This is a genomic window from Microbispora sp. NPDC046973 (genome assembly GCF_040644495.1).
GTDB lineage: Bacteria > Actinomycetota > Actinomycetes > Streptosporangiales > Streptosporangiaceae > Microbispora.
Window position 1 is genome coordinate 1 of record NZ_JBEYWQ010000016.1, and the last position, 26,692, is coordinate 26,692.

23 protein-coding genes are annotated in these 26,692 nt (G+C 69.6%); 14 read left to right on the top strand and 9 right to left on the bottom strand.

The annotated features are described in order from the left end of the window. Positions 1 to 1,194: endo-1,4-beta-xylanase (locus tag ABZ860_RS26405; protein WP_357224909.1), on the top strand; the 1,194-nt coding region annotated here is incomplete at its 5' end. Positions 1,195 to 1,290: 96 nt separating this feature from the next. On the opposite strand, the gene ABZ860_RS26410 is transcribed toward ABZ860_RS26405, so the two are convergent. From ABZ860_RS26410 to ABZ860_RS26420, 3 genes are all read right to left on the bottom strand, one after another. Beyond that, positions 1,291 to 2,325, bottom strand: coding sequence for a LacI family DNA-binding transcriptional regulator (locus ABZ860_RS26410; protein ID WP_357224911.1), 1,035 nt, complete (start codon positions 2,323 to 2,325; stop codon positions 1,291 to 1,293). A gap of 121 nt (positions 2,326 to 2,446) precedes the next feature. Further along, positions 2,447 to 3,298: a helix-turn-helix transcriptional regulator gene (locus ABZ860_RS26415; RefSeq protein WP_357224912.1), complete on the bottom strand. Its 852-nt coding sequence runs from the start codon at positions 3,296 to 3,298 to the stop codon at positions 2,447 to 2,449. Between the two features lie 40 nt (positions 3,299 to 3,338). Next, entirely contained in the window at positions 3,339 to 4,826 is a 1,488-nt protein-coding gene (locus ABZ860_RS26420; RefSeq protein ID WP_357224914.1) for an MFS transporter, read from the bottom strand. An 82-nt stretch (positions 4,827 to 4,908) separates the two neighbouring features. Between ABZ860_RS26420 and ABZ860_RS26425 the strand changes: the two genes are divergently transcribed. After that, positions 4,909 to 5,310: an SRPBCC family protein gene (locus tag ABZ860_RS26425; protein WP_357224916.1), complete on the top strand. Its 402-nt coding sequence runs from the start codon at positions 4,909 to 4,911 to the stop codon at positions 5,308 to 5,310. 107 nt (positions 5,311 to 5,417) lie between these two features. Beyond that, on the top strand, positions 5,418 to 6,701 hold the full coding sequence (locus tag ABZ860_RS26430) for an MFS transporter (RefSeq protein WP_357224919.1): 1,284 nt from the start codon (positions 5,418 to 5,420) through the stop codon (positions 6,699 to 6,701). 58 nt (positions 6,702 to 6,759) lie between these two features. Here ABZ860_RS26430 and rph read toward each other — a convergent pair whose 3' ends face one another. Continuing rightward, positions 6,760 to 9,357: a rifamycin-inactivating phosphotransferase gene (gene rph / locus ABZ860_RS26435; protein WP_357225293.1), complete on the bottom strand. Its 2,598-nt coding sequence runs from the start codon at positions 9,355 to 9,357 to the stop codon at positions 6,760 to 6,762. Positions 9,358 to 9,558: 201 nt separating this feature from the next. Here rph and ABZ860_RS26440 point away from each other — a divergent pair, with 201 nt between their 5' ends. From ABZ860_RS26440 to ABZ860_RS26450, 3 genes are all read left to right on the top strand, one after another. Beyond that, positions 9,559 to 10,176: a DUF4291 domain-containing protein gene (locus ABZ860_RS26440; RefSeq protein WP_357224922.1), complete on the top strand. Its 618-nt coding sequence runs from the start codon at positions 9,559 to 9,561 to the stop codon at positions 10,174 to 10,176. 106 nt (positions 10,177 to 10,282) lie between these two features. Beyond that, positions 10,283 to 11,263, top strand: a complete 981-nt coding sequence (locus ABZ860_RS26445) for an ATP-binding cassette domain-containing protein (RefSeq protein ID WP_357224924.1) — start codon at positions 10,283 to 10,285, stop codon at positions 11,261 to 11,263. Beyond that, entirely contained in the window at positions 11,260 to 12,108 is an 849-nt protein-coding gene (locus ABZ860_RS26450) for an ABC transporter permease (protein WP_357224927.1), read from the top strand. The genes ABZ860_RS26445 and ABZ860_RS26450 overlap by 4 nt, the downstream gene beginning before the upstream one ends. A gap of 6 nt (positions 12,109 to 12,114) precedes the next feature. Here ABZ860_RS26450 and ABZ860_RS26455 read toward each other — a convergent pair whose 3' ends face one another. Next, a complete protein-coding gene (locus ABZ860_RS26455) occupies positions 12,115 to 15,225 on the bottom strand; it encodes a BTAD domain-containing putative transcriptional regulator (protein WP_357224929.1) in 3,111 nt (1,036 codons plus the stop codon). A 187-nt stretch (positions 15,226 to 15,412) separates the two neighbouring features. Then, positions 15,413 to 16,033, bottom strand: coding sequence for a hypothetical protein (locus ABZ860_RS26460; RefSeq protein WP_357224932.1), 621 nt, complete (start codon positions 16,031 to 16,033; stop codon positions 15,413 to 15,415). Between the two features lie 73 nt (positions 16,034 to 16,106). Here ABZ860_RS26460 and ABZ860_RS26465 point away from each other — a divergent pair, with 73 nt between their 5' ends. Continuing rightward, complete coding sequence (locus ABZ860_RS26465) at positions 16,107 to 17,309, top strand: ATP-binding protein (RefSeq protein ID WP_357224934.1); 1,203 nt, start codon at positions 16,107 to 16,109, stop codon at positions 17,307 to 17,309. A gap of 63 nt (positions 17,310 to 17,372) precedes the next feature. Here ABZ860_RS26465 and ABZ860_RS26470 read toward each other — a convergent pair whose 3' ends face one another. Further along, positions 17,373 to 19,199 carry a C39 family peptidase gene (locus ABZ860_RS26470; RefSeq protein ID WP_357224936.1) on the bottom strand — a complete coding sequence of 609 codons (1,827 nt, stop codon included), beginning with the start codon at positions 19,197 to 19,199 and terminating at the stop codon, positions 17,373 to 17,375. A 160-nt stretch (positions 19,200 to 19,359) separates the two neighbouring features. On the opposite strand from ABZ860_RS26470, the gene ABZ860_RS26475 reads away from it, so the two are divergent. The 6 genes from ABZ860_RS26475 (at position 19,360) to ABZ860_RS26500 (ending at position 23,988) form a co-directional block, all read left to right on the top strand. Then, a complete protein-coding gene (locus ABZ860_RS26475; protein ID WP_357224938.1) occupies positions 19,360 to 20,010 on the top strand; it encodes a response regulator transcription factor in 651 nt (216 codons plus the stop codon). A 39-nt stretch (positions 20,011 to 20,049) separates the two neighbouring features. Next, entirely contained in the window at positions 20,050 to 20,181 is a 132-nt protein-coding gene (locus ABZ860_RS26480; protein WP_357224940.1) for a hypothetical protein, read from the top strand. 109 nt (positions 20,182 to 20,290) lie between these two features. Next, entirely contained in the window at positions 20,291 to 21,304 is a 1,014-nt protein-coding gene (locus ABZ860_RS26485) for a phosphotransferase (protein WP_357224943.1), read from the top strand. 39 nt (positions 21,305 to 21,343) lie between these two features. Continuing rightward, entirely contained in the window at positions 21,344 to 22,132 is a 789-nt protein-coding gene (locus tag ABZ860_RS26490) for a serpin family protein (protein ID WP_357224946.1), read from the top strand. A gap of 318 nt (positions 22,133 to 22,450) precedes the next feature. Further along, on the top strand, positions 22,451 to 23,230 hold the full coding sequence (locus tag ABZ860_RS26495) for an alpha/beta fold hydrolase (RefSeq protein WP_357224948.1): 780 nt from the start codon (positions 22,451 to 22,453) through the stop codon (positions 23,228 to 23,230). A gap of 329 nt (positions 23,231 to 23,559) precedes the next feature. Beyond that, entirely contained in the window at positions 23,560 to 23,988 is a 429-nt protein-coding gene (locus tag ABZ860_RS26500) for an HIT family protein (RefSeq protein ID WP_357224951.1), read from the top strand. A 320-nt stretch (positions 23,989 to 24,308) separates the two neighbouring features. Here the strand turns inward: ABZ860_RS26500 and ABZ860_RS26505 are convergent, their stop codons facing one another. Both ABZ860_RS26505 and ABZ860_RS26510 read right to left on the bottom strand, forming a co-directional pair. Next, the gene (locus ABZ860_RS26505; RefSeq protein ID WP_357224954.1) at positions 24,309 to 24,848 is read right to left on the bottom strand and encodes a GNAT family N-acetyltransferase; all 540 of its coding nucleotides are present in this window, start codon (positions 24,846 to 24,848) and stop codon (positions 24,309 to 24,311) included. A 277-nt stretch (positions 24,849 to 25,125) separates the two neighbouring features. Beyond that, entirely contained in the window at positions 25,126 to 25,590 is a 465-nt protein-coding gene (locus ABZ860_RS26510) for a hypothetical protein (RefSeq protein WP_357224956.1), read from the bottom strand. 313 nt (positions 25,591 to 25,903) lie between these two features. Here ABZ860_RS26510 and ABZ860_RS26515 point away from each other — a divergent pair, with 313 nt between their 5' ends. Beyond that, a complete protein-coding gene (locus ABZ860_RS26515) occupies positions 25,904 to 26,473 on the top strand; it encodes a hypothetical protein (RefSeq protein WP_357224959.1) in 570 nt (189 codons plus the stop codon). Positions 26,474 to 26,692 lie beyond the last annotated feature (219 nt).

A 26,692-nucleotide genomic window follows, 5' to 3' on the forward strand; every position in this document is an offset into this window, starting at 1 on the left:
CTGAACGACTCGACCTACGTGGCCACCTGGGACCGGGAGTTCAACGCGGTCACCCCGGAAAACGAGATGAAATGGGACGCCACCGAGCCCTCACGCGGCTCGTTCCGCTTCACCTCCGCCGACCAGATCGTCAGCCACGCCCAGAGCAAGGGCATGACGATCCGCGGGCACACCCTGGTCTGGCACAACCAGCTGCCCAGCTGGGTCAGCGGCCTGTCCACCAGCGACCTGCGCTCGGCCATGGTCAACCACATCAACAACGTGATGGGCCACTACAAGGGCAAGATCTACGCCTGGGACGTGGTCAACGAGGCCTTCGCCGACGGCGGCGCCGTCGGCACCCTGCGCAGCTCGGTGTGGACGCAGAAACTCGGCAACGGCTTCATCGAGGAGGCCTTCCGCGCCGCGCGGGCGGCCGACCCCAACGCCAAACTCTGCTACAACGACTACAACATCGACAACGCCACGGCCGCCAAGACGCAAGGCGTCTACAACATGATCAAGGACTTCAAGGCCCGCGGCGTGCCGATCGACTGCGTCGGACTCCAATCGCACCTGTCCTCGGGATCGGTGCCGTCCAACTACCAGCAGAACATCGCCCAGTTCGCCGCACTCGGCGTCGACGTCCAGATCACCGAGCTCGACATCGGCGGCTCGGGCTCGGCCCAGGCCGACGCCTACCGCCGCGTCACCCAGGCCTGCACCGCCGTCCCCCGCTGCACCGGCATCACCGTATGGGGCATCACCGACAAGTACTCCTGGCGCAGCGGCGACACCCCCCTGCTGTTCGACGGCAACTTCAACAAGAAGCAGGCCTACACGGCCGTCCTCGACGCCCTCAACGCCGCGACGCCGAACACCAGTCCGTCCCCGCGTACCAGCCCGACACCGCCGGTCGACGGGGCGTGCTCGGCGACCATGGAGACGACCAACAGCTGGCCGGGCGGCTTCCAGTCGACGGTGACCGTACGGGCGGGCAGCGCGGCGGTCAACGGCTGGACCGTGAAGTGGACCTGGCCGGGCGGGCAGAGCATCAGCAGCCTGTGGAGCGGCACCTACAGCGCGTCCGGCTCCGGCGTGACCGTCCGCAACGCGGATTACAACGGCTCCATCGCGGCCGGCTCGTCCATCACGTTCGGCTTCACCGCCAACGGAAGCGCGGCCACGCCGTCCGTCACCTGCACCAGCCCCTGACGCCCTCTCCCAGGGCTATCCGGCCTTCCCCGATCCTTCCCCCGGGGGAGCGCGGACCTTCGGTGCGGCGGACCCCGTCGCGCCGGAGGTCCGCCTTCAGCACTTCGGCGGAGCGGTGCTCTCGCGTACGACGAGGGTCGTGGCGAACTCCTTGCGGTAGTGGGGGAGCGGCTCGCCCCTGGCGAGCGTCACCAGCATGGCGGCCGCCGCCCCCGCCATCTCGGCCAGCGGCTGGTGGATCGTGGTCAGCGGCGGAATGGCCCACCGCACCGGAGGCATGTCGTCGAAGCCGACGACGCTGAGGTCCTCGGGGATGCGCAGCCCCATTTGGTGGGCCGCGTGGTAGACCCCGATGGCCTGGCCGTCGTTGGAGGCGAAGACGGCCGTGGGCGGATCGGACAGGCGCAGCAGCCGGTGGGTGTGCGTCAGCCCGTCCTCGATCTGGTAGTCGCCCTGGCAGATCAGGTCCGGGTCGACGGGCACCCCGGCCGTGTCGAGTGCGGCGCGGTAGCCGTCGAGACGGGCCCGGCTGGACAGCGCGTGCGACGGCCCGGTGATGATGGCGATCCGCCGGTGGCCCAGCTCCAGCAGATGGCGGGTCGCGGTGAGCCCCCCGTTCCAGTTGCCCGCGCCTACGGAGGGGACACGGTGTCCCGGGTCGCCGGTCGGGTCGAGGAGGACGAGAGGGATCTTGTGAGTGGCGAGCCGCTCACGCTGGACGTCGGTCAGATTGGAGAAGACCGCGATGACGCCGGCGGGACGGCGGCCGAGCACGTCCTCGAGCCAGTCGGTGCCGGGAACGTGGTTGCCCTGCAGCTCGGAGATCGCCACGGCCATGTGATGCTCGCGCGCGACCTGGCCCACCCCCCTGGCGATCTCCGTCGGGTAGTCGCCCGCCAGCTCGTGGAAGACCAGCTCCAGTACGGCGGCCGGGCTGGAGCGCCGCCGCTGCCTGCGAAAGCCGTGCTCGCGGATGAGGCCCTCGATGAGCGCGCGGGTCTCCGGCGCCACCGCGGACCTGCCGTTCACCACCTTGGAGACCGTCGCCTTCGACACTCCTGCGAGTTCGGCGAGCTGCGCGAGGGTCAGCGGCTCTGGGACGGGTGCGGACGGCTCGTCGACAACGGTCACAAGGCGCAGTCTAACGGCGAGGGGTGCCGATCGCCCTGAATGTTTCGGTGATCGGCCGAATAATTTCAGTCGGCCGCTGAGTTCGTCCTGATGCCGACTGTGATAACTTTCGGAAACCGGTTTATCCTGCGAGTGTCGGCGTGCCGAGTGCGGTGAGGGATGCGAGGCGTTCGGCGTCCTCGGTGCCGGGCTCGGCCGTGTAGACCATGATGTGCAGGTCGCTGCCTGTGACGGTGAGCACGTCGCAGTCCAATGTCAGGGGACCGACGTCGGGATGGTCGATGGTCTTGCGCCCGGCCTCGTGCCGGCCGACGGCGCCGGAATCCCACAGCTCGGCGAACCGGTCGCTGTTCGCGCGCAGATCCGCGACCAGCCGCCGCAGCCGCTGGTCGGCAGGGTAGCGGTCGGCGGTCGCGCGCAGGTCGGCGACCAGGGCCGCCTCGAACGCCCGGAGGGACTCCGGAGTATGCCTGGCCCGGCTGCCAGGGCCGAGGAAATGCCGCCACACCGCGTTGCGCTGGTCGCCGGGCCACTCCGACGGGTCGCCCATCAACGCGGCGTACGGCGGGTTGGCCTGGAGCAGCGTCCAGCACGCGTCGAAGACCGCCACGGGGATGCCGTCCAGCCGGTCGAGCAGCCGCCGGACGCTCGGGGTGATGTGCGCCGACACCGTCTCAGGGCCCGGCGGCGCCAGCCCGGCCAGCCGGAACAGGTGCGCGCGTTCGGTGCCCGACAGCCGCAGCGCCCGGGCCAGGGCCTCGACGACCTGGGCCGACGGATGGGACGCGCGGCCCTGTTCGAGCCGGGTCACGTAGTCGACGGAGATCCCGGCCAGCAGGGCCAGCTCCTCACGCCGAAGACCGGCCGCGCGCCGCTGTCCGGCCGTGGGCAGTCCGGCGGTCTCCGGCGCGACCCGGTCGCGCCAACGGCGCAGCGCCTCGCCGAACGCCCTCGTCGTTCCTCCCGTCGCCATGCACACCAGTCTGCACCCGAGCGCCTTCAGGACCGGCCGATCACCGGTGGCCGGCGGGCCGGGTTCGATGAGCCGCGCCCCGGTCGAGGTCCTCGAACAGGGCCGCCGCCCGTACGGCGGTGCCCAGAGCACGGCGCCCGGTGCTGAGCAGCGCGAGGATCAGGATGCCGACGCCGAGTCCGAGCACCAGCCACCACACGCCGCGCTCCGCGCCGGTGTAGGCCGTGCCACCGCGGGCCACGGCCGATCCCAGGATCGCTCCGGCGATCGCGACGCCCAGGGTCGTGCCGGTCTGCCGTCCGGCCGAGGCCAGCGAGGCCGCCACCCCGGCCATCGAGCGGGGCATGCCGGAGACCGCGGTGTTGGTGATCGGCGGGTTGACGGTGCCCAGGAACACGCCGAACAGCAGATAGGTCGCGAGTACGGCCGGCAGCGGGGTGGCCGGTCCCAGCCAGAGTGACGTGCCGCCGCCCAGCGCCAGTGCGGTCCCGGCGACCACCAGCGGCAGCCGGGGACCACGCGCGCCGACCAGCCGGCCGGTGAGCGGCGACAGCAGCACGACCAGCGCCCCGACCGGGAGCAGGCACAGCCCGGCCGTCAGCGCGGGCATGCCGCGTACGTCCTGGAGATACTGGGTGGTCACGAACAGGAACGCACCGAACCCGCAGAGGGCGAACAGCGCCATCAGGATCGCGGCGCCGAACGGCACGCTGCGAAACAGGCGCAGCTCCAGCAGTGGATCGGCGCGGCGCGGCTCGTAGGCGAGGATGCCCAGCACGGCGACCACGGCGACGGCGAGCAGGCCGAGGATGACCGGCGAGGTCCAGCCCATCGCCCTGGACTCGATGACCGCGTAGACGACGCTGCCCAGCAGCAGGACCGTCAGGGCCTGTCCCACCGGGTCGAACCGGCGCGCCCGGGCGGCGCGGGACTCGGGCACGAACAACGCGGTGCACACGATCGCGGCGGCCGCGATCGGCACATTGATCCAGAAGACCGAGCGCCAGCCGAAGCCGTCGACCAGGGCGCCGCCGAGGATCGGTCCCAGCGCCAGCGCCAGGCCGCTCATGGAGCCGAACACCCCGATGGCCCTGGCTCGCTCGGCCGGTTCGGGGAACGTGTGGGCGACGATCGCCATCGCCACCGGGTTGAGCATCGTGCCGCCGACCGCCTGGAGCGCACGTGCCGCGACCAGCCAGCCGATGCTCGGCGCCAGGCCGCACAGCAGCGAGCCGAGCCCGAAGGCGGCCAGGCCGATCTGGAAGACGCGCCGGCGGCCCACCCGGTCGGCCATCGACCCGGCGAGCACCAGGAAGCCGGCCAGCACCAGCGTGTACGCGTCGACCGTCCATTGCAGGCCGGACACCGAGGCGTTCAGGTCGCGGCGGATGGCCGGCAGCGCGACGTTGACGATGGAGATGTCCATCACCACGACGACGATGCTGGCGCAGCAGACGGCGAGCACCAGGAACCGGCGGCGCCGGCCGCGTTCGTCGGTTGTGTTCTCCGGCGGGATTGCAGCAGTCATGACCGCGACGCTAGGAATTCGAGCGCGCTCGAGGTCAAGCACGGCGGCGGACAGTGTGGCCGGCTACGGCATGATGGCGTGCATGGCTTCGGAATCCAGGCACATCAGCGTGTGGATCGACCGGCACGCGGCCGACGTCTACGAATACGCGTCGAATCCGGCCAACCTCCCGGCGTGGGCTCCGGGGCTCGGCAGTTCGGTGGAGAACGTCGACGGACAGTGGTATGTGGAGACCCCGTCCGGCCGGGTCGGCCTGGCCTTCGCGAAGCGCAACGAGTACGGCGTCCTCGACCACGACGTCACGCTGCCCTCCGGGCAGGTCGTCCACAACCCGGTGCGGGTCATTCCCGACGGCGACGCCTGCGAGGTGGTCTTCACCCTGCGCCGCCTGCCGGGTGTGAACGACGAGGACTTCGCCCGCGACGCGGGCCTCGTCCAGGCCGACCTCGCCCGGTTGAAGCACATACTCGAATCCGCCGCTTAAGCACAGTGCTCCGGCCTGCTTGTTCACCCGCAAGCAGCCCCGCCATGGCTGCCATTTCCTTGCGCCTTCCGCTCAATCGGGATTCATTGCGTAGCATGCGCAGTCGCTTGAGGAAGCTCGTAGGCCTGACTGGTTCCGCGGGTGGGTCTCTGGCGCGAAATCGCGAATTCCGCCTGCTGTGGCTCAGCTTCACGATGTCGGTGGCGGCCGATCAGATCTTCCCGGTCACGGTCACCATCGCGGCCCTCAACGCGGGTGGCACCGCCTCGACCATCGGCGCGATCTTCACCTGCCGGTGGATCGCGTTGATCGTGTTCGCGTTGCTCGGCGGGCTGTGGGCGGACCGGTTGCCACGCCGTACGGTGATGGTCGCCTCGCTGGGTTTCCAATGCTGCGTGGCCGCCGTCGGGTTGTGCGGCGGTGTCTCCCCGTGGCTTCTCGCGCTGCTGGTCTTCCTCGTCGGAGGGGCGGAGGCGTTCCACCGGCCCGCGTACCAGGCCTGTCTGTCCTCGGTCCTCACCCCCGCCCAGCGTCCGGCCGGCGCTGCGCTGACGGCTGTCTCCTGGCGGCTCGGCGCCGTGATCGGGCCCAGTCTCGGCGCGTACGTGGTGACGGCGTGGTCCGCCAGGATCGGATTCCTCGCCGTGCTGACGGCCTATCTGCTCGGCCTCGTCCTTCTCCTGCCGTTGCGCGAACCCGTCGTCACGCTCGGGCGGCGGGCGTCCGCCGTACGGGAGATCGCCGACGGCCTCTCCGAGGTCGTCCGGCGGCGGTGGGTCCTGGGGGTCATCGTCGCCGTCGCGCTCCAGCAGATGCTCACGATCGCGCCCGCGCAGGTCCTGCTGCCCCTCGTCTCCCGCGAGACCTTCGGCGGCGACGCCGTGTACGGAACCGCCCTTGCTCTGCTGTCGGTCGGCGGCCTGGCGGGCGGGCTCGTCAGCATGAGGTGGAAGCCCGGCCGGCCGGGGCTGGCCGCCATCGCCGGGCTCGCCCTCTACGGCCTCGTGCCGCTCGCACTCGCCTGGCCGGTGTCGCCGGGATTCGTGTACGCGTGCTACGTCACGGTGGGCCTGGGGCTGGAGATCTTCGCCGTGCAGTGGGTGGTGAACCTCCAGAGGGAGATCCCACCCGAGCGGCTCGCCCGGGTCACCTCCGTGGACTGGCTGGCCGCCTCGGTCATGACGCCTCTCGGCTTGACGTTCACCGGTCCGGCCGTCGCAGCGATCGGCCGCCCGGCGCTTCTCGCGATCGGCGCGGTGGCCGGGTTCGCCGTGCCCCTGGCCACTCTTCTCCTCCGTGGGATGACACGCTTCCAGAGCGACGTCACGGCGCTCGGCGGGGACAGCACTCACGAGGCGGCCACGTCCCTGAACCAGGGTCACAGCCCATGAGGATCCTCATCGTGGGCGGCAGCGGCTTTCTCGGCACCGCCCACCTCGGTGCGACGGTTCAGGCGAGGATCTCGACGTACCCGTCGGTGCCGTGTACGCGGATCCGCTGCCCGTCCTGGATCAGCCGGGTGGCCTGCTCCACACCCACGACGGCCGGCAGGCCGTACTCCCGCGCGATCACCGCTCCGTGGGTCATGAGGCCGCCCACCTCCGTCACCAGTCCGGCGGCGGCGACGAACAGGGGGGTCCAGCTGGGGTCGGTGTAGGCGGTGACCAGGATGTCGCCCGCCTCGAGCTCGGCCTGCGCCATGTCCATGACGACGCGGGCACGGCCCTCGACGGTTCCGGCCGAGACCGGGAGGCCGGCCAGCGCGCCGGGCGGGGCGTCGTCACGCCGATACCGGCCGGTGACGGCCTCGCCGTCCGACGTGAGGACCCGGGGCGGTGTGAGCGTCTCGTACGACCGGAACGCCTCGCGCCTTTCCAGGATGAGTCCGGCGTCCACGTGGTCGGTGCGCACGACTTCTCGCAACTCCTCGAGCCGGAGGAAGAAGATGTCGTCCTTCTCGCGAAGGACGCCGGACCGGACGAGGCGATCGGCCTCCCGCAGCAACGCCTGCTTGTAGACGAAGTAGCGGCTGATCATCCCGTACTTGGGGTACTCCCGGTATCCGGCGAAGGTGCGGACGCGGTCGATCATCCGCTTGGTCTCCTCGGCCTTCTGCTCCCCGTCGGGCAGGGCGCGCAATCGCGTCAGCAGTTCCTGTTCTTTCCGCAGCGACTCCTGGAGTCCTTGCTCGAACCGTCGCTTGCCGGCGCCCGGCTCGAAGTTCTTGATGTTGCCGAGGATGGTGGGCACGAGCGTGGCGGGGCGCTCGCTCCAGCGCGTTCTGGTGATGTCGATCTCGCCCGCGCAGCGCATGCCGTACTCGTCGAGGTAGCCGCGGATGGCGTCACGCGCTTCCCGTCCCCCGGCCAGCCCGGCCAGCTCGTCCAGGAAGCCGTCGCCCTCCCTGCCTTCGTCCACGACGCGGTGCAGGAACGCCACGACGTCCGTGTGCGGCCGGATCGCGTCCGCGACGTCGAGGAGCGCGAGCCCCATCTCCGACGTGACGTTGTGGGGGACGGATTGCGTGAGCGCGTCGGCCGCGTTCTTCTCGCCCAGCCACGCCTCGAGGTGGTCGTTGAGCCACCAGGCCGCCTCCATCCCCGCCATGATCACCTGCGTGCTGCGCGGATCGAACAGGATGCGCTTCAGCTCCGCGATGTCGGCAAGGATGAAGTCGAGCAGCGCGAGCCCGGACAGACCCTGGATATCGCGCCGCAGGGTGGCGACGGACGCCTGGCTGTGCCGGATCAGCTCGGTGACGATGGCCGGATCGGTCTCGATCGGGGCGGGGGCGTCACCGGCGGGTACGGGGCCAGAGCCCTCGTCCGGAAGCGAGGGGAGGAAGTCGCCCCGGTCGAGGACGCTCTGCAGCGCGTCCCGGATCAGCGGGTCGGATCTCCCCAGGGTCCCGAGGAGGCGCGTGCGACCCGCGGATGTCGCCAGGACGGGGGCGACGTCGACGAACAACCGCCCGCCCGCCTCGTGCATCGGCCGTGGGGTCGTGAGCTGCCACAGGGACAGCCCCAGCGGCTTCATCGCGTCGGTCATCATCTGCTGGTGACCGACGGAGACGTAGAGGTGGTTCTCCTGGTCGTCGGTGGTGGGGACGGGGAACAGGGTGGTGATCGCCCGGCTCTGGACGATGTGGAAGTCGTCGCCCACCAGGCACCATTCGATGTCCTGGGGCCGGCCGAAGTGCGCTTCGATGCGCCGGCCCAGCCGCACCAGGCGTACGACCTGCGCGTCCGTCAGCGCCGGCTGCGTCTGGCGCCGCGGCTCGACCGGTGCGTCCTGCGTGCCGCCTCCCGGCGACGCCTGGACGAACCGCGGCTTGGTCGCGACCGCTCTGCTAACGACCTCGTCGTCGCGCACCGTGTAGACGTCCCCCGAGACCAGACCGGAGACGAGCGCCTCGCCGAGTCCCCAACCGGCCTCCACGGTGGCGATCTTCCGGTTCGAGGTCACGGGGTCCGCGGTGAACAGGATCCCGGCCGCGTCGGGGAACACCATCCGCTGGACGACCACGGCCATCCGCACCTTCCGGTGGTCGAAGCCGTTACGGCGCCGGTAGGTCACCGCCCGCTCGGTGAACAGCGAGGCCCAGCACCTCCGGACGTGCCGGAGGATCGCCGGCAGACCCACGACGTTGAGGTACGAGTCCTGCTGGCCGGCGAAGGACGCGGTCGGCAGGTCCTCGGCCGTCGCGCTGGAACGCACCGCGTAGGAGGCGTGCTCTCCGAGCCGGGCGAGCGATTCGCCGATCGCCGCCACGAGATCGTCGGGCATCGCGACGTCCTCGACGGCGCGGCGGATGTCCGCGCTCAGGGTGCGGATCGCCGCGCGGTCGTCCGGTTCCACGCGCGAGAGCAGGTCGAGCTGAGCGCCGATCGACGGCACCTCGGCCACGACCCGCTGGAAGGCGTCCGTCGTGACGCAGAAGCCGTCCGGCACGCGGATGCCGTCGATGCGCGAGAGCTCGCCCAGGTGCGCCCCTTTCCCGCCGACGTCTGCGACGTTCGTCGAGTCAATCTGCTCGAAACCCATCACGTAGCCCAATTCCGATGCTCCATCGTTCGTCGGGTCGGTTCGCAACGGGCAAGTATGAAGCACTTTTCGACGCCTCATGAGGCGCGCGAGTCTGCTATACAGTGAAAGTGGCGGGGGTGTGCGCCACATGCGGCGCGTACGCCGTCGCGTTCCGGTTAATCCGGTTGTCCGGCAGGCCTGCGGTTCGCGATGCTCTGCGAAATGAATGTCCCGTATCGGCAGATCCGCGCCGCCTACACCGACGAGGCCATCACCGTCTACCAGGCCTACGACCCGGCCATCGCGGCCCCGGCCGTCGCCGCGCAACGATTCGTATCGCCCTTCAAGCGCGAACGGATGACGTGGATCAAGCCGTCCTTTCTGTGGATGATGTACCGCTGCGGCTGGGCCACCAAGCCCGGTCAGACCAGGGTCCTGGCCGTCGACATCACGCGAGAGGGATTCGAGTGGGCGCTCGCGCACTCCTGCCTCAGCCATCCGGGGGACGGCGAAGACCACGAGGCCTGGAAGAAGCGCCTGCACGCGAGTCCGGTCCGGATCCAGTGGGACCCCGAACGCGACCCCCACCACAATCCGCTGCCGTACCGATCGATCCAGGTGGGCCTGTCCGGCGAGGCCGTCGCCCGATATCTCGATCGGTGGATCCTCTCGATCACCGACCTGACCGGCCGGGTCCGCGACATCCGGCAGGCCCTCCGCGATGGCCGGGACGTCACGGACCTGCTTCCCCTGGAACGCCCGTATCCCCTGCCCGCAGAGCTCGCCAAGACCGTCGGCGCCTGGGCCGGCACCCCGGTGAAACCGCAGGCTCAGGGGTGAAACCGCAGGCTCAGGGGTGAAACCAGCGTGAAGCCGCCATGAAGCCGGCGACGCGGAAGCTCTTCTCGGACGCCGGGAGGTACCCGGCGGAGAGAGGAGACGCGTCATGGCGGACCTCAGCGCCGTCCGGGCCGACAGTCTGGTCAAGAACTTCGGGGACTTCCGGGCCGTGGACGGCATCGACCTCCACGTACGGCAAGGCGAGATCTTCGGGGTCCTGGGCCCCAACGGAGCAGGCAAGACCACGACGCTCCGGATGCTCGCCACCCTGCTCCCGATCGACGGCGGCCATGCGGAGATCTTCGGCGTCGACGTCCGGCGGGAACCCCACCGCATCCGGCAGCTGGTGGGCGTCACCGGACAGTACGCCTCGGTGGACGAGGACCTGACCGCCCGGGAGAACCTCTGGCTGTTCGCCCGCCTGCAGGGCCTGACGAGCACCCGGGCCAAGAGCATCGCCGGTGACCTGCTCGAACGCTTCGACCTCCAGGAGGCGGCCGACCGTCCGCTGTCGCAGTTCAGCGGTGGCATGCGCCGCCGCCTCGACCTGGCGTCGAGCCTGATCACCCGCCCACCCCTGATCTTCCTGGACGAGCCCACGACCGGCCTCGACCCGAGAACCCGGGGCCAGATGTGGGACACCATCCGCGAGCTGGTCACCGATGGGTCCACGATCCTCCTGACCACCCAATATCTGGACGAGGCCGACCAGCTGGCCGACCGCATCGCCGTGATCGACCGAGGTCGGAAGGTCGCAGAGGACACCCCCGACGCCCTGAAGACCCAGGTCGGCGACTCGACCCTGCAGCTCCACCTCGCGGACGGCTCCGACACCGCCCTGGCCGCGGACGTCGTACGCCGGCTGCTGGGTGAGGAGCCGGTCCTGACTCCCGAATCAGGACGCATGAACATCCCCCTCCCCGACCCCAACCAGGCCGCGGACGTCCTGATCGGCCTGAGACAAGCAGGCCTCGGCATCTCCTCGGTGAGCGTCGCCAAGCCGACGCTGGACGAAGTCTTCCTGGCGCTGACCGGCCACGGCGCCGACGAACCCCAGACGGAACCCCAGATGGAGGCGGCCCGATGACCACGAGCACCCTGACCCCGACCACCGGCGCCCCCCAGCGCATCGACCCGTCCGCCGTGGTCGCCCGCACCACGTCCCGCAGCTCGCTGCAGGCGACCTGGGTCCAGATCCTGTCGATGGCATGGCGAGCACTGAAGAAGATGCGCCGCAAGCCCGAGCAGTTCTTCGACGTCCTCATCCAGCCCTTGCTGTTCACGGCGATGTTCGCCTTCATCTTCGGCGGCGCGATCTCCGGCAGCGTGTCGAACTACCTCCCGACGCTGATCCCCGGCATCCTCGCCCAGACGGCCCTGACCGTCTGCATGGCGACAGGCGTGCAACTGCGCGAGGACATGGACAAGGGGGTCTTCGACCGCTTCAAGTCCCTGCCGATCGCGAGGATCGCACCCCTGGCCGGCCCGATGATCGCCGACCTGATCCGTTATGGCATCGCGTCGGTGCTGACGGTCGTCACCGGCCTGCTCATCGGCTACCGCCCCGGCGGCGGCGTGCTCGGCTGCGTCGGCGGCGTCGCGCTCACCGTGATCGCGGGCTGGTCGCTGGCGTGGATCTTCACCTGGCTTGGCACGATGGCGCGTTCCGCGCAGAGTGTGCAGGGCATATCGATGATGATCATGTTCCCGCTCACCTTCCTGTCCAACGCCTTCGTCCCCGCCAAGACGCTGCCCGGCTGGCTGGAGGCGTTCGTGAAGGTCAACCCGGTGTCGCACGTCGTCTCCGCGGTTCGCGACCTGTTCAACGACGGGGCCGTGACGGCCGAGGTCGGCTGGGCGGTCATCGGCTGCGCGGTCGTCGTGGCGATCTTCGCTCCGCTGGCGGTCCGCTCGTACTCCCGCAAGATGTAGCCGGTGTCAGACCACCCGCTCCAGGACGGCGCGAGCCTCGGCCATCAGGTCGGGGCCGCGTCGTTCGCCGTATTCGGCCTCGATCCGGGACATGACGCCGGGGGCGATCCGTTCGGCGTGCGCGGACAGCACCGGCCACCGCATCGTCGGGACGAACCGGTTGTAGGCGAACCGGTCGGCGAGCACGAGCAGCCGGACCGCCTCCTCGGCGGGCATCGCCCCCTTTCGCAGGCCCCAGATGCCCAGCCCGGCGAGCACCATCCCCACCAGCGGGTAGTCCCTGAAGGCGTGGTCCGAATCGAACGAGATCAGGACCTTGGCCCGCAGCGACTCGAAGAGGTCCGCGCCGTCGTCGCCCTCGCCGTACTCCGCGAACGCCGAGACCGCGACGACCTCGCCGACGATGGACCACAGCATGGAACCGGTCGGCGCGCCCGGCATGCGCAGGTTCCGGAGCACCTCGGCGGTCTCGCGGTGCCGCCGCAGGCCCTCGGCGATGTCGCCGTCGGCGAGGGCCAGCTGGGCTCTGCCGGCGGCGACCGCCAGGACCTCGCCGTAGGTGCCCTGGGAAGCGAGCGCCTCCAAGTCGTCGAGCATCCGTGCGGCCTCGTCGCGGCGGCCCTCGGCGAGTTCCCCCATGGCGAGGGTGGCGCGGATCTGGACGGCGTCCTCCACCGCCCCGAGGCGTTCGAGCACGGGGAGCGCCTCGGTGGCATGCCGGGCGGCCGACGCGGAGTCGTCGAGGTGCGTGTACAGGCCGGCCAGTTGGGTGTGCAGCAACGCCCGGTGCCAGGGACCGACGTCGTCGTCGACGAGTTCGAGAGCGGCTCGGGCCGCTTCGATGGCGCCGACCGGATCGCCGACGTTCTCCCGGCCGTGGCTCAGCCAGTGCAGCGCGATCCGGCGGACCAGCGGGTCGGGATCGGCGGCCAGCTCCTCCAGGCCGCGCTCGCGGTCCGACACCATGATGAGCAGGGCGGTCACCAGCGCCCGTACGGCCGGGTTCGCCGAGTCGGCGCCCAGCTCCGACAGCAGCCGCGTCAGTGTCCCGGTCTCTTCGAGGGAGACGACGCTGGTGGTGAACAGCGCGATGCTCAGGGCCATCCGGGCTCGGTCGAGGAGCCGGGGTGGAGGCGCCCAGTCGCTCAGGGCGGCGGCGACGGCCGGGGTGAGGACGACGGTGCGCGTGTGGTCCCCGCAGATCGTCCAGTAGCCGCTCAGGGCGGAGAACAGAACCGCGACCGCTTCCGGGTCGGGGTCGGCGAGGGCCTCGCGCAGGATGTCGGCGAGGTTCGTCTCCTCCGAACGCAGCCGGTCCATCGCGTCGACCTGCCCCGGCGAGTACAGCCGGGCGCCGTGCCGGTCGGCGTAACCGACGGCCCACGCGCGTACGGCGGCTCGCGCGTCGGCGGTCTCGCCGGCCGAGTCCAGCCGCATCCGGCCGAACTCGCGCACCGTCTCGAGCATGCGGTACCGGACGCCGCCGGCCGTCTCCACGACGGTGAGCAGGGACTGCTCCACGAGCTCCTCGACGTCGCCGAGAGCGTCGTCGCCGAGCACCTCCTCCGCCGCGTCGAGGGCGAAGCCGTCCGGGAAGGCCGACAGACGGCGCAGGGCCCGGCGCTCCCGCTCGCCGAGAAGGTTCCAGGACCAGTCGATCACCGCCAGCAGCGTCTGGTGCCGGAAGGGGGCGCTCCGGTCGCCGCCGCGCAGCAGCGCGAACCTGTCCTCCAGCCGTCGGGCGATCTCGACCGGTGACATCACCCTCACCTTGGCGGCGGCCAGCTCGATCGCGAGCGGCAGGCCGTCCAAGCGGGCCACGACGGCGCGTACGTCATCCTCGTCGAGGTGCACACCGGGCCGGGCCGCGGTGGCGCGGTCGCGGAACAGCTCGACGGCGTCACCGGTTCCCAGCTGGGGCAGCGGATAGACGCGTTCGGCGGCGATCGCCAGCGGCGAGCGGGTCGTGGTGAGGACGCGCAGCTCCCGCGTGGTCGCGGTCAGATAGGCGACCAGGTCGGCGACCGCCTCCACCAGATGCTCGCAGTTGTCGAGCACCAGCAGCGTCGGGGCCAGGTCGAGCTGCTGGGCGATCCGGGCCCGCACGTCGGCGCGCTGCTGTGGGGTGAGCGTGCGGCGCCCGGTCACCGAGTCGCGGACGCCGAGCGCCGACCCGACCTCGCCGACCAGGTCCTCGGGCGCGGTCACGCCGACCAGCTCGACGAAGTGCACCACCGGCTGCGGGGCCTCGCGGGCGACAGCATGGGCGAGCCGGGTCTTGCCGAGCCCGCCCGGACCGAGGATCGAGACCACCCGGGAGGCGGCGAGCAGTGCCCGCACCCGCCGGAGGTCGTCGTCGCGGCCGAGCAGCGGAGTCGTGTCGAACCGCACGCCGGCGCGCACGGGGCTGTCGAGCGCCAGCAGCTCACGATGGACCCGTCGCAGCTCAGGGCCGACGTCGGCGCCGATCCGGTCGCGCAGGTCCGACCGGTAGCGCTCGAAGCGGTCCAGCGCGGCGCCCGTTCCGCGCACCGCCGCCTCGCTGTGCAGGAGGTCGGCGAGCAGCCCTTCGTCCTCGGGATGGACGCGCGCGGCCTCCTCCAGCTCGGGCAGGGCGGGGCCGTGGTCGCCGCTCCGGCTCCGGGCCCGGGCGAGCACGACCCGCGCCGACGCCAGGTCGCGTTCCGCACGCCGGCGCACCTCGGCCAGTGGGCCGCAGCCCTCGGGCGGCAGCGCCCCGACGCCCAGCGCGAGAGCCTCCTCCGCCGCCGCGGCCGCCGCGGCCGGGTTCTCGGCGAGCATCGCCCGCGCCCGGTCCGCCAGACCGTGCAGCCGCGCGGCGTCGATCCGCACGGGCGGGACCTCGAGCCGGTAACCGCTGCCTTCCGTGACCAGCGCGTCCGGCCCCACGACCGACCTGGTCCTGGACACCAGGACCTGCAGCGCCTTGGCCGGATTGGCCGGTTCGCTGTCCCCCCACACGTCGGCGACGAGTTGGTCCGCGTTCACGGTCCGGCAGGCGAGCGCGAGGGCCGCGAGCAGCGCCTGAGCCCTCTCGCCGACCACCGGCTGCCCCCGCCACCGCACACCGTCGAGCAGGCTCAGGTCGGTCGGCATGGCGCAAGTCTAGGCTCCGCCGCCCCATCCACCCGGTTTCGCGAGTTCGATGCTCGGAATCGGGTCATAATGGCGGCGCAAGGACCTGTCGCCGAGCTCCCGACCGCTGGAGGAGACCGTGCCGGGCGAGTCCCTCCGTACGGCCCTTGACGATTCTCGTGGTGCGGCCGGCGGGGTGCGGCGAGGCTCAGGGGGCGGTGAGCCGCCCGGCCGTCCATCCCGCGCCGAGCGCGTTGAACCAGTTGTTGGGATAGGGGGAGAACGTGGCCGACGGCAGGCCCGGCACACCGTACGCGTTCAGCACCCTGATCGAGGCGTCGAGGCAGTTGTTGCCGATGCCGGTGTAGCCCGCTGTGGCGTTGCCGTTCGCGGCCGTGGCCGCCGCGTTGACCGCGCTGCCGGCAGTCTTCACGCATTTGTACGTCGTGTATCGATGGGCGGGGGCGGGTTGCTTCGCTGTCGCGGGGAAGTGCGGCTGGGTGGTGAAGTCGTTCAGCATTCTCGCGAAGTCCCCCTGGGCCTTCCACGCGCCGTTGAAGGCGGGCGCGTAGATCTGGTAATCCCCGTTGGGGTTCTCGGTCGAGCCGTAGATCCACTGGTCGGTGCCGGCGACGGCGAAGCCCCATCCGATGTGGCCCACGTTGCCGAGCAGGGGGACGGGCGCCCCGTCGGGCTGGAGGAACACGCAGGCCTGGCCGGGGCCCAGGGCCCGAGCGGGCGGCAGGGGAGCGGCCATCAGGACGGCGGACGTCCCGAGCACGCTGAGGCAGACGGTGGCGGCGCGGGCCGCCGATCGGCAGGTGTCCATGTCCCTCACGGTGAGCGCCGATCTCCGGCGGGTCATGTCAGGTAAAGGACCTAGGTCCAAGAGAGGGATGCAGATGGGGGCGGGGGAGGCCGGGGGCAACTCGGCGCGCGCGGAGCGTGTCCTGCTGACGGCGTTCGTGCTGTTCCGCGTGGGCGGTCTGGTCCAGCTCCCCCCGGCGCTGCTGACGGAGCTCGGCCACTACAGGCTGCCCTGGGGGGCGGTCGGGCTGGCGCTGCTGCTGGTGGCCGAGGCCGCCGCGATAACCATGTGGTTCGTGCGCAGGAGGGCGATGCCCGTTCCCGCCGTGCTGCTCGACGTCGCGTTCTGTTGCGCGGGCCTGCTGGCGGGCGGGCCGCTGCTCGCGCCGGAGGGCAACCACACCTGGGCGTACTACATGTACCCCTTCTCGCTGCTGGCCGCGGTGGGCGTCGGTGTCGCCCTCGTCCGGCCGATCCCCATGCTGGCGGCCACCGGCGCCCTCGCGGCGGCCTACCTCGCCGCCCAGTTCGCGTTCATCGGCGGGTCCGGGTTCAACGAGGTGCCCAACACCATCAGCTACTTCGTCAACAGTGCGATGGCCTGGCTGCTCGCGAGGGAGCTGAGGCGTTCTGGCCGGGTCGCGGACGAGGGCTGGGCGATCGCGCTGGCCAGGGCGGAGGAACTGGCCCGTGACAGAGAGGCGAACCGGTACAGCCGCATGCTGCACGATCGGGTGCTCCAGACGATGGAGATCCTGGTCAGCAGTGGAGAGCTCGACTCGACCCGGCTCGGCGAGCAGCTTCGCGCCGAGACCCGATGGCTGCGGACCGTGGTGGAAGGCGGCGCGGCCGAGCAGACGGACGACATCGTGGGCGCGCTGCACCAGGTGGTGTCCGAACACGCCCGGCGAGGCCTGCACGTCGACCTGACCGACGCCCGGCTGCGCGGCAGGCGAGATCTCTGCCGGCAGGTGGCGCCGGAGGTCGTGGCCGCGGTCGCCGGCGCGGTGCGCGAACTGCTGACCAACGTGCGCAAGCACTCCGGCGTCAGCGCGGCGGTCGTCAGCGCCGGGTTCGAGGACGGCGCGCTGCTGGTGAGCGTGGCCGACGACGGAGTGGGGTTCCAGCCGGACGAGCGGCGCGGCGGCACCGGGCTTGCCCGGTCGGTCCGGCAGCGCCTGGAGGAGGTCGGCGGCGCGGTGACCGTGGACAGCGCCCCCGAGGCGGGCACGTACGTCGAGCTGGTCGTCCCGGTGCAGGTCCCCGCCCCGCGGTCCGGAACCGCCGTTCAGAAGTGACGGGGCGTCACGCAGGAGCGCCGCGGGCCGAGTCCCGGCCCGCGGCGCGACGCCTCATGACGGTCAGGTGGCGACGAGGACCGAGGGATTAATGAAGCTCCAGCTGTACGTGTACGGGTGTCCGGGGTCGTAGTTGCCGGAGGCGTACTTGCCGTACGGGTCGTTGACCAGGAAGTTGCCGTTGTCGTCGTAGCCGACGATCACGGCGTAGTGGCCGCTGCCGCCCAACTGGTAGGTGCCGCCCGCGATCACGAAGTAGCCCTTGTCGATCTCGCTGCGCACCCAGGCCGCGCTGATCCCCGCCGGCGGCTGGTGCGGGTTCGCCCCGTTCCGCTGCAGGAACGTCAGCAGATAGGGCAGGTATCCGTAGCCCTCGTCGTTCACCACCCAGCCGTAGGCGCCGGGCCACCAGTTGCCGTTCGGGTCCGGCGCCGTGTAGTTGAACCTCGTCTTCCCGTCAGGCGAGGTGAACTCCCGGGTGATGTAACCGCCGTAGGGCGAGGTGTGGGGATACGGGACGCTCACGTTGACGGGGAACGGGTCCTTGAGCTGGTATCCGGCCAGCGCCATCACGGCCGAGGTCGGCGCGCAGGCCCAGTTGCCGTTGAACGCGTCCTCGGTGTCCCAGAGCTGGTGGATGTACACGCTCGACAGCGGCATGTGGACGGCGTTCGCGCTGAGCGCGGTCGCGGGCGCCGCCGCTCCGTTCGCCGTGCCGGCCTTGGCGGCCGGCACGACCTTGGCCCTGTCGGCGAGCGTGACCTTGGCGGCCCGCTCGGCGAACGCCGAGTTCAGCGTGGCGGCCGACAGCGGGGCCGGCGACGCCGAGGCGGACGCGTCGACCATGCGGACCCCGTCCCTGGGAGAGCCGAGGGCCAGCCTGCCGCCGCGCAGGCCCCTCATCTGGTAGGCGGCGGAGATGCCGTCCACCAGCCGGGTGCGCCTGCCGCCGGCGACGTCGGCCGCCCAGATGCCGTTCACCGCCGACCGGGCCTCCGACGCCTTCTTGCCGGCCTTCGGGTCGGGGCAGGACTGCGCCTCGTACGTCACGGTGGCGCCGTCCTCGCTCCACAGCCCGTCGCGGTAGTGCAGGGTGCGGTCGGTCCCGAACCGCCGCAGCCGCTCGCCGGTGGTGCTGGCGAGGTCCAGCTCGCTGGTGCCCGCGCACATGTCCTTGGCGTCCGTGGACACATAGCTCACCCGCTGCTCGCCGTTCACCATCGGCAGGCGGAAGCGCGAGTAGATCTTGTGTGCGGCGATGTCGCTCTTCAGCACCGGCGACACCTGCCCCGTGGCGAGGTCGAGCCGCATGAGCGACTCGGCGTAGAAGACGTCCGCCCTCTCCGGCCGGGTGACGACGAACAGCGAGGCCCCGTCCGCGGCCCAGCCGAGGACGCGCACGTCACGGCCGGGAACGGTGGCCACCACGGGCCCGGCGTCCGTGGCCGTGCCCACGCGGATCGCACCGGACGTGGTCTGGTCCTCGGCCGAGGCGAGCCTGCCCCCCGGCCCGAACACGGCCGAGGTGACCGGGGCGGACAGCAGTTGCCGGGTGGAGCCCGTGGCGACGTCGAGCACCGACAGGCCGCTGCCGTGGCGGCTGTCGAAGTCGGGGATGACCGTGGCCCGCGCCCCGTCCGGGCTCAGGGCGGCCTCCACGGTGTTGGCGAGGTCGGCGACCGGGAATCGGGCCTTCACCACGCCGTCGACCAGCACCTCGTATTGGCGGCCGGCGAGGCGGGTGGACAGGGCGCCCGGCGAGGAGGTGTCCGCTGAGGCGGACGTGGGTGCGGGGGACTGGTCCGCCATCGCCGGCAGGGACGGCGTCAGCACGGTGATGCTCGCAAGCGCGCCGGCCGCGAGAATCCGGTTGGTGGGTCGCCTGGTCATGATTTCCTCCGTCAGGACGTCGGGTGGGATGGCTCAAGCGTCCGGTTCGAGAGGGCGGCGCGAAATTTCCCAAAAATGCCGAGGAGAGATGCACTCTTGACAAGTCGGGTTATGCAGTAAAACCATCGACAGGTCAGGCGATAAGCACCAATATCAATGCATGATTCGTGTGGGGATCGTCGACGACCATCCGGTGGCACGACACGGGGTGGAACATATGCTTGCGGGCGCCGAGGGCGTCCAGGTCGCGGCGTCCGTGGCCGACACCGGTCTGCTGCCGCCGCTCGACCGGTTCGATGTGGTGGTCCATGACCTGTACCTGGTGGAGGAGGGGCCGGCCATCGAGGCCGTGGCCACCCTGAGCCCGGTGGTGCCGGTCCTGGTCATGTCGGCCTCACGCCGTCCCGGAGACGTGCTGGCCTGCATCCGTGCGGGGGCCAGGGGATACGTCACGAAGGACGCGAGCGCCCCGCTGATGTTGGCCGCCGTGACGACCGTCGCCGCCGGCGGGTTCGCGTTGTCTCCCCACCTGGCCGACGCGCTGCTCGCCGACCTCGCCGCGCTGGCCGAGGCTCCCGAGGAGGCGGGGGAAGACCAACGAGGGCAGGCGCCGGTTCCGCTGTCGCCTCGCGAGGAGGAGACCCTGCGCTGGATCGCTCGTGGCCAGACCCACAGTCAGATCGCCCGCCGGATGGGGATAAGCAAGGCCACCGTCGACTCCCACGTCGAGCGCATCCGCGCGAAGCTGCACGCAGGCAACAAGGCCGACCTGACCCGGTCGGCCCTCCAGCGTTTCGGTGACGATCTGTAGGACCGGAGCCCTCATCCGACGTACCCGTCGAAGGGGGTGGTGCGAAGGCACCACACGGAGGTCGGCCGGCACGGCGGCGATGCCGAGGGTGTGAAGCTCGGGTTCCAGCTCACAGGTGAGGAGAGCGGGGGCCAGACGGTCGGGGTGCTGGATCTGACGAGCTTCTCCTGAGGCCACCGTCCACGAGGTCCCATCCTGCTGACGCGAACTATGACAGCGAAACGAAGCATGGAGCGGATGACGGGAATCGGCCTGCGGCGAATGAGACAGGAAACCGGCGATGAGGGATAGACCGGCAGGTCTGGCGAAGGCCGCACTGACGGTGGCACTGACCGAGGGCTGGGGCATCGAGCCCCACGCGGTTGAGTACCTCCCGGTCGGCGCAGGCAGCTACCACTGGTCCGTGCTGGATCAGCGAGGGACGGCGTGGTTCCTCAAGGTGGATGACCTCGGCGTGGAGGACGCTGGTCGTGATGGCGCGTTCGAGCGGCTCGGCCGGTCGTTCGGTGCTGCCCTCGCACTGCGCCGGGACGCGGGACTCGACTTCGTCGTCGCGCCGATCCCGACCGTGACCGACGCCGCGGTCCGGCGGCTGAGCTCGCGATACGCCCTGTCGGTGTTTCCAATGGTGGCGGGAGCCGCCGGGCACTTCGGCGTGCATCCGCCCGAGGACCGCGTCGAGGTGATCGACCTGCTGGCCGAGCTGCACGAGGCGACCCCGTTCGTGGCGGACACCGCATCACGGGCCGACCTGGTGCTGCCCGGCCGGGGCAAGCTGGAGGAGGCGCTGCGGGACCTCGATCGGAAGTGGACCGGCGGGCCTTATGCCGAGCCGGCCCGGAAGCTGCTGTCCGTCCATGCCGGGCAAGTCCGGCGATCGCTCGCCGACTTCGATCGGCGGGTCGACCACGTACGCAGCGCTGCCGCGGCGTGGGTGGTCACGCACGGTGAACCGCACCCCGGAAACGTCATGCGTACCCCGGCCGGGCTGCGGCTCATCGACTGGGGCACCGTGCAGATCGCTCCGCCGGAGCGGGACCTGTGGATGCTCACCCCCGCCCTCGCCCGCATGCTCGGCAAGGACCCGGTCGGCGACGATGACGTACTCGTCCGTTACACACGGGCCACCGGCCGGACCGTCACACCGGCCGGCCTCGCTCTCTATCCGCTTTGGTGGCGGCTCGCCGACATCGCCATCTTCGTCGACGAGCTGCGCCGGCCGCACGGCACCGGCGAAGACATCGCCGCGTCGTTCAACTATCTCACCGGCTATCTCGAATCCAGCCAAGACTGAAGCTTTGGCCGCCTCTGGTTTCTGATCACCGGACCCACCATGCCTCTCAAGGTGACGGATGAGATGCTCTTGGTCTTGGCCATGGCGCTCACCGTTCGGACCACATGGCTCCGGCCATTCATCGATGGCATCGGCGTCTTCGAGGGTGGGCCATGGGCTGGGCGTGAGTTCCACGTGTTACGCCGTACCACTCGAATCCTCGACCGGGCCAGGGTCGCCGACACCCCCGCAGGCTTCCTGACCCTGCTTCGTGTCATGGGCACGGGCGGAATCGATGTTCACCTGATGCTTGGTGAGGATTCCGCGAAACCCGGCCAGATTCTCACCGCGGGTATCGACGTAGTAGCCGGGCGCCACACCGCTATCGGAGCGAGTGTCTTCTCTGCCGGCACCCCAGGCCCCGGAATGACCGTTCGATTCGTACGCGCCCACGCCCCTGAAGACCTGCTCGATGTCACGGTGCCGCGGTTCAGCATCAGTTCCACACACGATCTACTGGATCAGCCCGGGGTATTCGGCCTGGCGACGGTGACCGACGTGACCCGTGGGCACTTTCCCGGCATCAGCACCGAGCCTCTCGCCGTCACCCAGGCCCAGCAGAACGCCGTCGCCACCTTTCAGGCCACCGGGTTCGAGTCTGCTGCGGTAACTGCCATCGGCGTCGCCGCAGGCGGGGTGGCCACTCGACCTCCCTACCGCATCAAATACATAGATCTGGATTTCTCCAGGCCCTTCGGGTTTCTCACAGTGGACCGCCGGACCCGCCTCATCCTGACAGCGGGCTGGATCGCCGAGCCTGACGCGTGGCCCGAGGAACCCAACCACTGAGTGTTGAAGCTGCAGCTCGACAGCTTTGGCTGACGGCATGCGCGTCCGGATCGGGCCTACAGCGGAGCACGGGACGTGGAGCGGGTGACGGGAATCGAACCCGCGCTGTCGGCTTGGGAATAGGCTACTGATCTTGCCGTGCTGGGCTGGGAAAACAGGGGTGCGGGTCAGGGCTGGCCGAGTGACCGTGAGTCCCCGCGATTCACCGCTGATCGCCGTCCGTTCTGGAACGTGATCAGGGTCATGGCCTCTTCCTCAATTCGCGAATTTGTCGGGGGAGCTCTGTAGCGTCAGAGGTCGCCGTACGAAGGGATAGCGATGGCCACGGTGACGTCACGCGATGGGACACGGATTGGATTCGAACAGGTGGGAGCAGGGCCGTCGCTCGTACTGGTCGATGCGGCAGGTGGATTCCGCGGGTTCGGCCCCATGAGCTCACTCGCTGGGCGCCTCGCCGGCAAGTTCACGGTCGTGACCTACGACAGGCGTGGACGCGGAGAGAGCGGCGACACCCCGCCGTATGCGGTGGAACGCGAAGTAGAGGACCTTGCGGCCGTGATCGAGGCGGCTGGAGGGACAGCGTTCGTCCACGGGTTCTCCTCTGGCGCGGCCTTGGCCCTGCTCGGGGCGGCGGCCGGGCTGCCGATCTCGATGCTCTCACTCCTCGAACCACCGATCGCCCTCGACCAGCCGCCGCAGGAAGGTGACCTCGCAGCCGAGATCGACGAACTCGTGGCTGCCGGTCGCCGGGCCGACGCGGTCGAGCACTTCCACACAAGCATCGGTGTCCCCCCCGAGATAACTGCGGGTATGCGACAGGCTCCCTTCTTCCCGATGTTGGAGGGCGTCGCGCATACGCTCGCGTACGACAGTCGCATAACCCCAGCCGTCTCCCTCGCCACTCTTCAGTCCGTGATCGTGCCGACCTTGGTCGTCAACAGTGAGGCTAGCGACGACCGCTTGCGCGGCTGGGCCGAGGATGTGGCGACGGCCCTTCCTCGGGGCTGTCACCTCACTCTCAAGGGCGAGTGGCACGGCGTCTCCAACGACGAGCTGGCCTCCGCGCTGGCCGATTTCTTTGGAGGTGGAGCCGTCTGAGAAGGCACGTCTACTGACTGGGGGATGGGAGACGCGAGAGGTTGGAGTCCGAGTGAGCTGATTCAGAGCCAATGGCCCGAGAAGATCGAACAGCTTCAAAAACAATCAATGCCCGGGTGGGGATGTGCTCCCTGACCTGGGCCTTCGTAGGTGGAGCGGGTGACGGGAATCGAACCCGCGCTGTGAGTCCCCGCTGTCTCCCGCTGGTCGCCGACCGAACGGGCACGCAACGGGAACGCTCTGACCTTCTGGTCGTGGCTGGACCGTACAGCCGAACCGCCAGATATTTGGGTGGACGCGTTGTCCCGAGCTAGCCGAGAATCCAGCAGATGACCTTATGCCCCTTTTGTCTCATCGGTGCCGGTGACGTAGACGGGGAGCTCGTCGCCTATCGCACTGCCAACGTCTTCGTCCTGCCCGTCCCTTGGCAGCGAGCAAAGAACCTTGGTCACTGTCTCGTGCTTCCGACTGCTCATGTGACGAGTCTTCATGCTGCCCATCGCGATCTTTTGGCTGAGCTGTTCGATGTGGTGGGCCAAGTGACCGCCGCCGTTCGGGAAGCGTTTGGAGCACCCGGCAGCATGGTTCTGCAAAACGACAACATCCCAGGCCAGACGCTTTCTCATCTCCACGTCCATGTGATCCCTCGTTCCCCCGATGACGGATTCATCCTCCCGGGCCCAGGCAAGATCGAGGTTCCCTTCGAGGTCCGAGCGCAGCAGGCGGCTCAGCTCCACAAGGCGCTCACCAAGCGATAGTGGAGGAACCTCAAGAGCTGACGTTTCCGTCCGGGTTGAGTTCGATAGATCGGGTTGAGGAACGAAGTCCCGGACCGCGATCGCCCCCAGCCCCTCACGATAGAGCGGGTGACGGGAATCGAACCCGCGCTGTCAGCTTGGGAATCGAGTGGATCATGTCTTATAGCGGTGCTGAACCGGACGTGGGGCCGGCCATGAATGACCGTGGTTGACCCCTTGTCATCCGTCTAATTGCACGCTGATCAGCCCGCGAGCGCGATCTTTCTGGAGGAGTGATACATCTCGCCAGCCTGGCCCGTATGTCGTCGAGCTGAAGGCGTCTATTCGCTCTGAGCTGGCTTCCGCATTGTCTCGGGACTCACGTAGTAGTGCAGCAAAGCGTTTTCGCCTGCTGCGTTCAGCCACTCGGCGCGGGCGCTTGCCACACGTTGCCATCCGGCACGTTCGTACAGGGCGATGGCCGCGTGGCCGTCGTCGGATACGTCGAGCACGAGAGGTATTTTTAGATCGGCGGCCTTCTTGCCGGCCACGTCGAGGAGGCGAGTGGCATGCCCGTGGCCTCGCCCCTGAGGAGTGACGAAGAGCCGGGTGATCGATCCGACCGGACCGGTCGGCGTACTGATGGCCCGGGCGAGGGGCGGTTCAAGCGCTGTCGCGTCCAGCTGTGCGAGTCCCACGTGGCCGACGACGTCAGAGCCTTCAACCACCACCCATGCTTCAACAAGGTTGGAAGGTGTCAGCCAACGCCCGGGATCGGCGGGCCAGTCCACTGGGTAGCGATCGGAAGCATGCACGGTGGCGAGAGCATCGATGCAGGCACGCAGATCCTTGATGGTTCTTGGACGGATCAAGGGGCTCATCACCCAGCGATTTTCTCAGGGCGCGGGCTTGATCAGGTCAGCCAGGATCAGAACCTGTATTCGTGGACCGTTGGGGGCCCGACTTCCGTATGGAGCGGGTGACGGGAATCGAACCCGCGCTGTCGGCTTGGGAATTGCATGGATCACAGGCCTGTACTGGCGCTGACCTGGGCGTGGAGCCGGTCATGAATGACCGTGGGCGCCCCCTCGTTCCCCTGTCTAATTGCACGCTGATTGCATGACGATCAAGTGCATCAATCCGTTACTGTTTGATCAGCTAGGGAAGTTGCTCTCGGAGCGTCAGCCACTGGTCAAGCCTTCTCGCCGTCGGCGTCGTCGACAAATAGTCCCGGATGTACTGGGCTGGCCCCAGCAGGTTCTTGCACCGGCGGAGGGCCAGGATCTCTGTCCGGGGGCGTTGTTGCCAGTTGGTGGTCCACTCTGTGGCTTGTTCCAGTTGTAGAGGGAGGGCCGCCAGGATGTCCGCGGCGAGTGCGTCGGGGTTCCACAGGGATGAGCCCATGGGGCCGAGGTCGCTGATCAGGCCTGCGCGCAGGTAGAAGCGGCTTACATTGGCGCTGGTCGTATCTAGACCTGCGGCCTCGGCTCTGCCAAGCGCATACATGGCCGTCTCTGCCCACACTCGCTGTCCTTCGCCCCGCTCCGGTTGGCGGGCGTAGAAGCTGTTCAGCTCCCAGACGCTGAGCCAGTAGTTGATGAGAGTGGAAGGATCGTCGACCACGAGGTCACTTTCTCATGCGCGGCGCGCAAGCCTCCGCCTGCCTGATCACCCCGTGTGCCGTCGACCCGCCCGAAGGGGACGCGGCGGCCTTGGTCTGCTCGGCTTGTCCCGGGTCGATGGCGGGCGGGGCGATCAGGCCCCTACCTCAGCCATCTACGGTCAGAGACGATGCGCGGGCCTTGGCGATCACCCCGGAGCCGGAGCGCCCCCGCCGGAGGCGTTGTAACGTCGCGGAGTGGATCCCTACCTCGCTGATGTCCCTGAGGGGCTCACTCGTAGGGCACGCGATTTTGTCCGTGCTCATGGTCTCCGGGTGGACTCTCTAGAGGTTGATCGACACCGGGACGGTTGGCTCGCGTTAGGCATCCCGGCACGTGAGGTCGATCGGGTTGCGGAGTTCGGGGCTCGCTGGGGCGGGCTCGTGCTTCCGCCGGCTCCGCATTACGACGGTGGCCCACGAATCTTGTGTCCGGATACGCCGGAAGGTTCACCAGCTGAAGGGTGGTGGTTCGAGGCCGGCATACAGCGGACGGCCGTTCCCTATTCCTTCATGATCGGTCCCGATGGTGGGTTCGGTGTGTACGGTGACCGTTGGGTACCCCTGCATGCGACCGTCGAGGGCTGGGTGGAATCGGTCGCACTGGCCTATCACGCGTCCATGTGGGCCAAGAAGATCCTGAAGGTTACGGCCGATGAGGTCGAAGCGATCCGGCTCGACGGTCATGAGCCTGTACAGGAAGTGGCCGGGCTGGCGGATACCTGGTGGAGGGGATCGGATTCGCTCGTGGCGATCTACAGAGGAGAGGCGGAGTGCCTTTCTGCTCCTGTATGCCGGACCGCGTTCGTTTATACGGGTCTGGATCACTGGGGTCTGCATGGCTGAGATCCGCTGTGGTGGTAAGCCGACAGCATCCGTCTCGGATCGGCGGCGCGGCCCAGTGCGGCGGGGAGGTTGAGTGCGGCGGGTCGGCGGCCGGTGGGCGGCCCGAGTGCGGCCACGGCCGTGACCGGCCCCCAGGCCGCATGCGCGGCCGGAGTCCGCGACGCTGGGCCGTGCGGCGGCGCGCCGCGCCGCCGCCTTGATCACCATGTAGATGGCGTC

Coding starts and splice junctions, on each gene's coding strand:
- ABZ860_RS26460 (WP_357224932.1), bottom strand. CDS start 16,033: ATGGACACCTGCCGATCGGCGGCCCGCGCCGCCACCGTCTGCCTCAGC.
- ABZ860_RS26490 (WP_357224946.1), top strand. CDS start 21,344: ATGCCTCTCAAGGTGACGGATGAGATGCTCTTGGTCTTGGCCATGGCG.
- ABZ860_RS26470 (WP_357224936.1), bottom strand. CDS start 19,199: ATGACCAGGCGACCCACCAACCGGATTCTCGCGGCCGGCGCGCTTGCG.
- ABZ860_RS26495 (WP_357224948.1), top strand. CDS start 22,451: ATGGCCACGGTGACGTCACGCGATGGGACACGGATTGGATTCGAACAG.
- ABZ860_RS26420 (WP_357224914.1), bottom strand. CDS start 4,826: ATGACTGCTGCAATCCCGCCGGAGAACACAACCGACGAACGCGGCCGG.
- ABZ860_RS26455 (WP_357224929.1), bottom strand. CDS start 15,225: ATGCCGACCGACCTGAGCCTGCTCGACGGTGTGCGGTGGCGGGGGCAG.
- ABZ860_RS26505 (WP_357224954.1), bottom strand. CDS start 24,848: ATGAGCCCCTTGATCCGTCCAAGAACCATCAAGGATCTGCGTGCCTGC.
- ABZ860_RS26500 (WP_357224951.1), top strand. CDS start 23,560: ATGACCTTATGCCCCTTTTGTCTCATCGGTGCCGGTGACGTAGACGGG.
- ABZ860_RS26465 (WP_357224934.1), top strand. CDS start 16,107: ATGGGGGCGGGGGAGGCCGGGGGCAACTCGGCGCGCGCGGAGCGTGTC.
- ABZ860_RS26485 (WP_357224943.1), top strand. CDS start 20,291: ATGAGGGATAGACCGGCAGGTCTGGCGAAGGCCGCACTGACGGTGGCA.
- ABZ860_RS26440 (WP_357224922.1), top strand. CDS start 9,559: ATGAATGTCCCGTATCGGCAGATCCGCGCCGCCTACACCGACGAGGCC.
- ABZ860_RS26445 (WP_357224924.1), top strand. CDS start 10,283: ATGGCGGACCTCAGCGCCGTCCGGGCCGACAGTCTGGTCAAGAACTTC.
- ABZ860_RS26450 (WP_357224927.1), top strand. CDS start 11,260: ATGACCACGAGCACCCTGACCCCGACCACCGGCGCCCCCCAGCGCATC.
- ABZ860_RS26425 (WP_357224916.1), top strand. CDS start 4,909: ATGGCTTCGGAATCCAGGCACATCAGCGTGTGGATCGACCGGCACGCG.
- ABZ860_RS26475 (WP_357224938.1), top strand. CDS start 19,360: ATGATTCGTGTGGGGATCGTCGACGACCATCCGGTGGCACGACACGGG.
- ABZ860_RS26415 (WP_357224912.1), bottom strand. CDS start 3,298: ATGGCGACGGGAGGAACGACGAGGGCGTTCGGCGAGGCGCTGCGCCGT.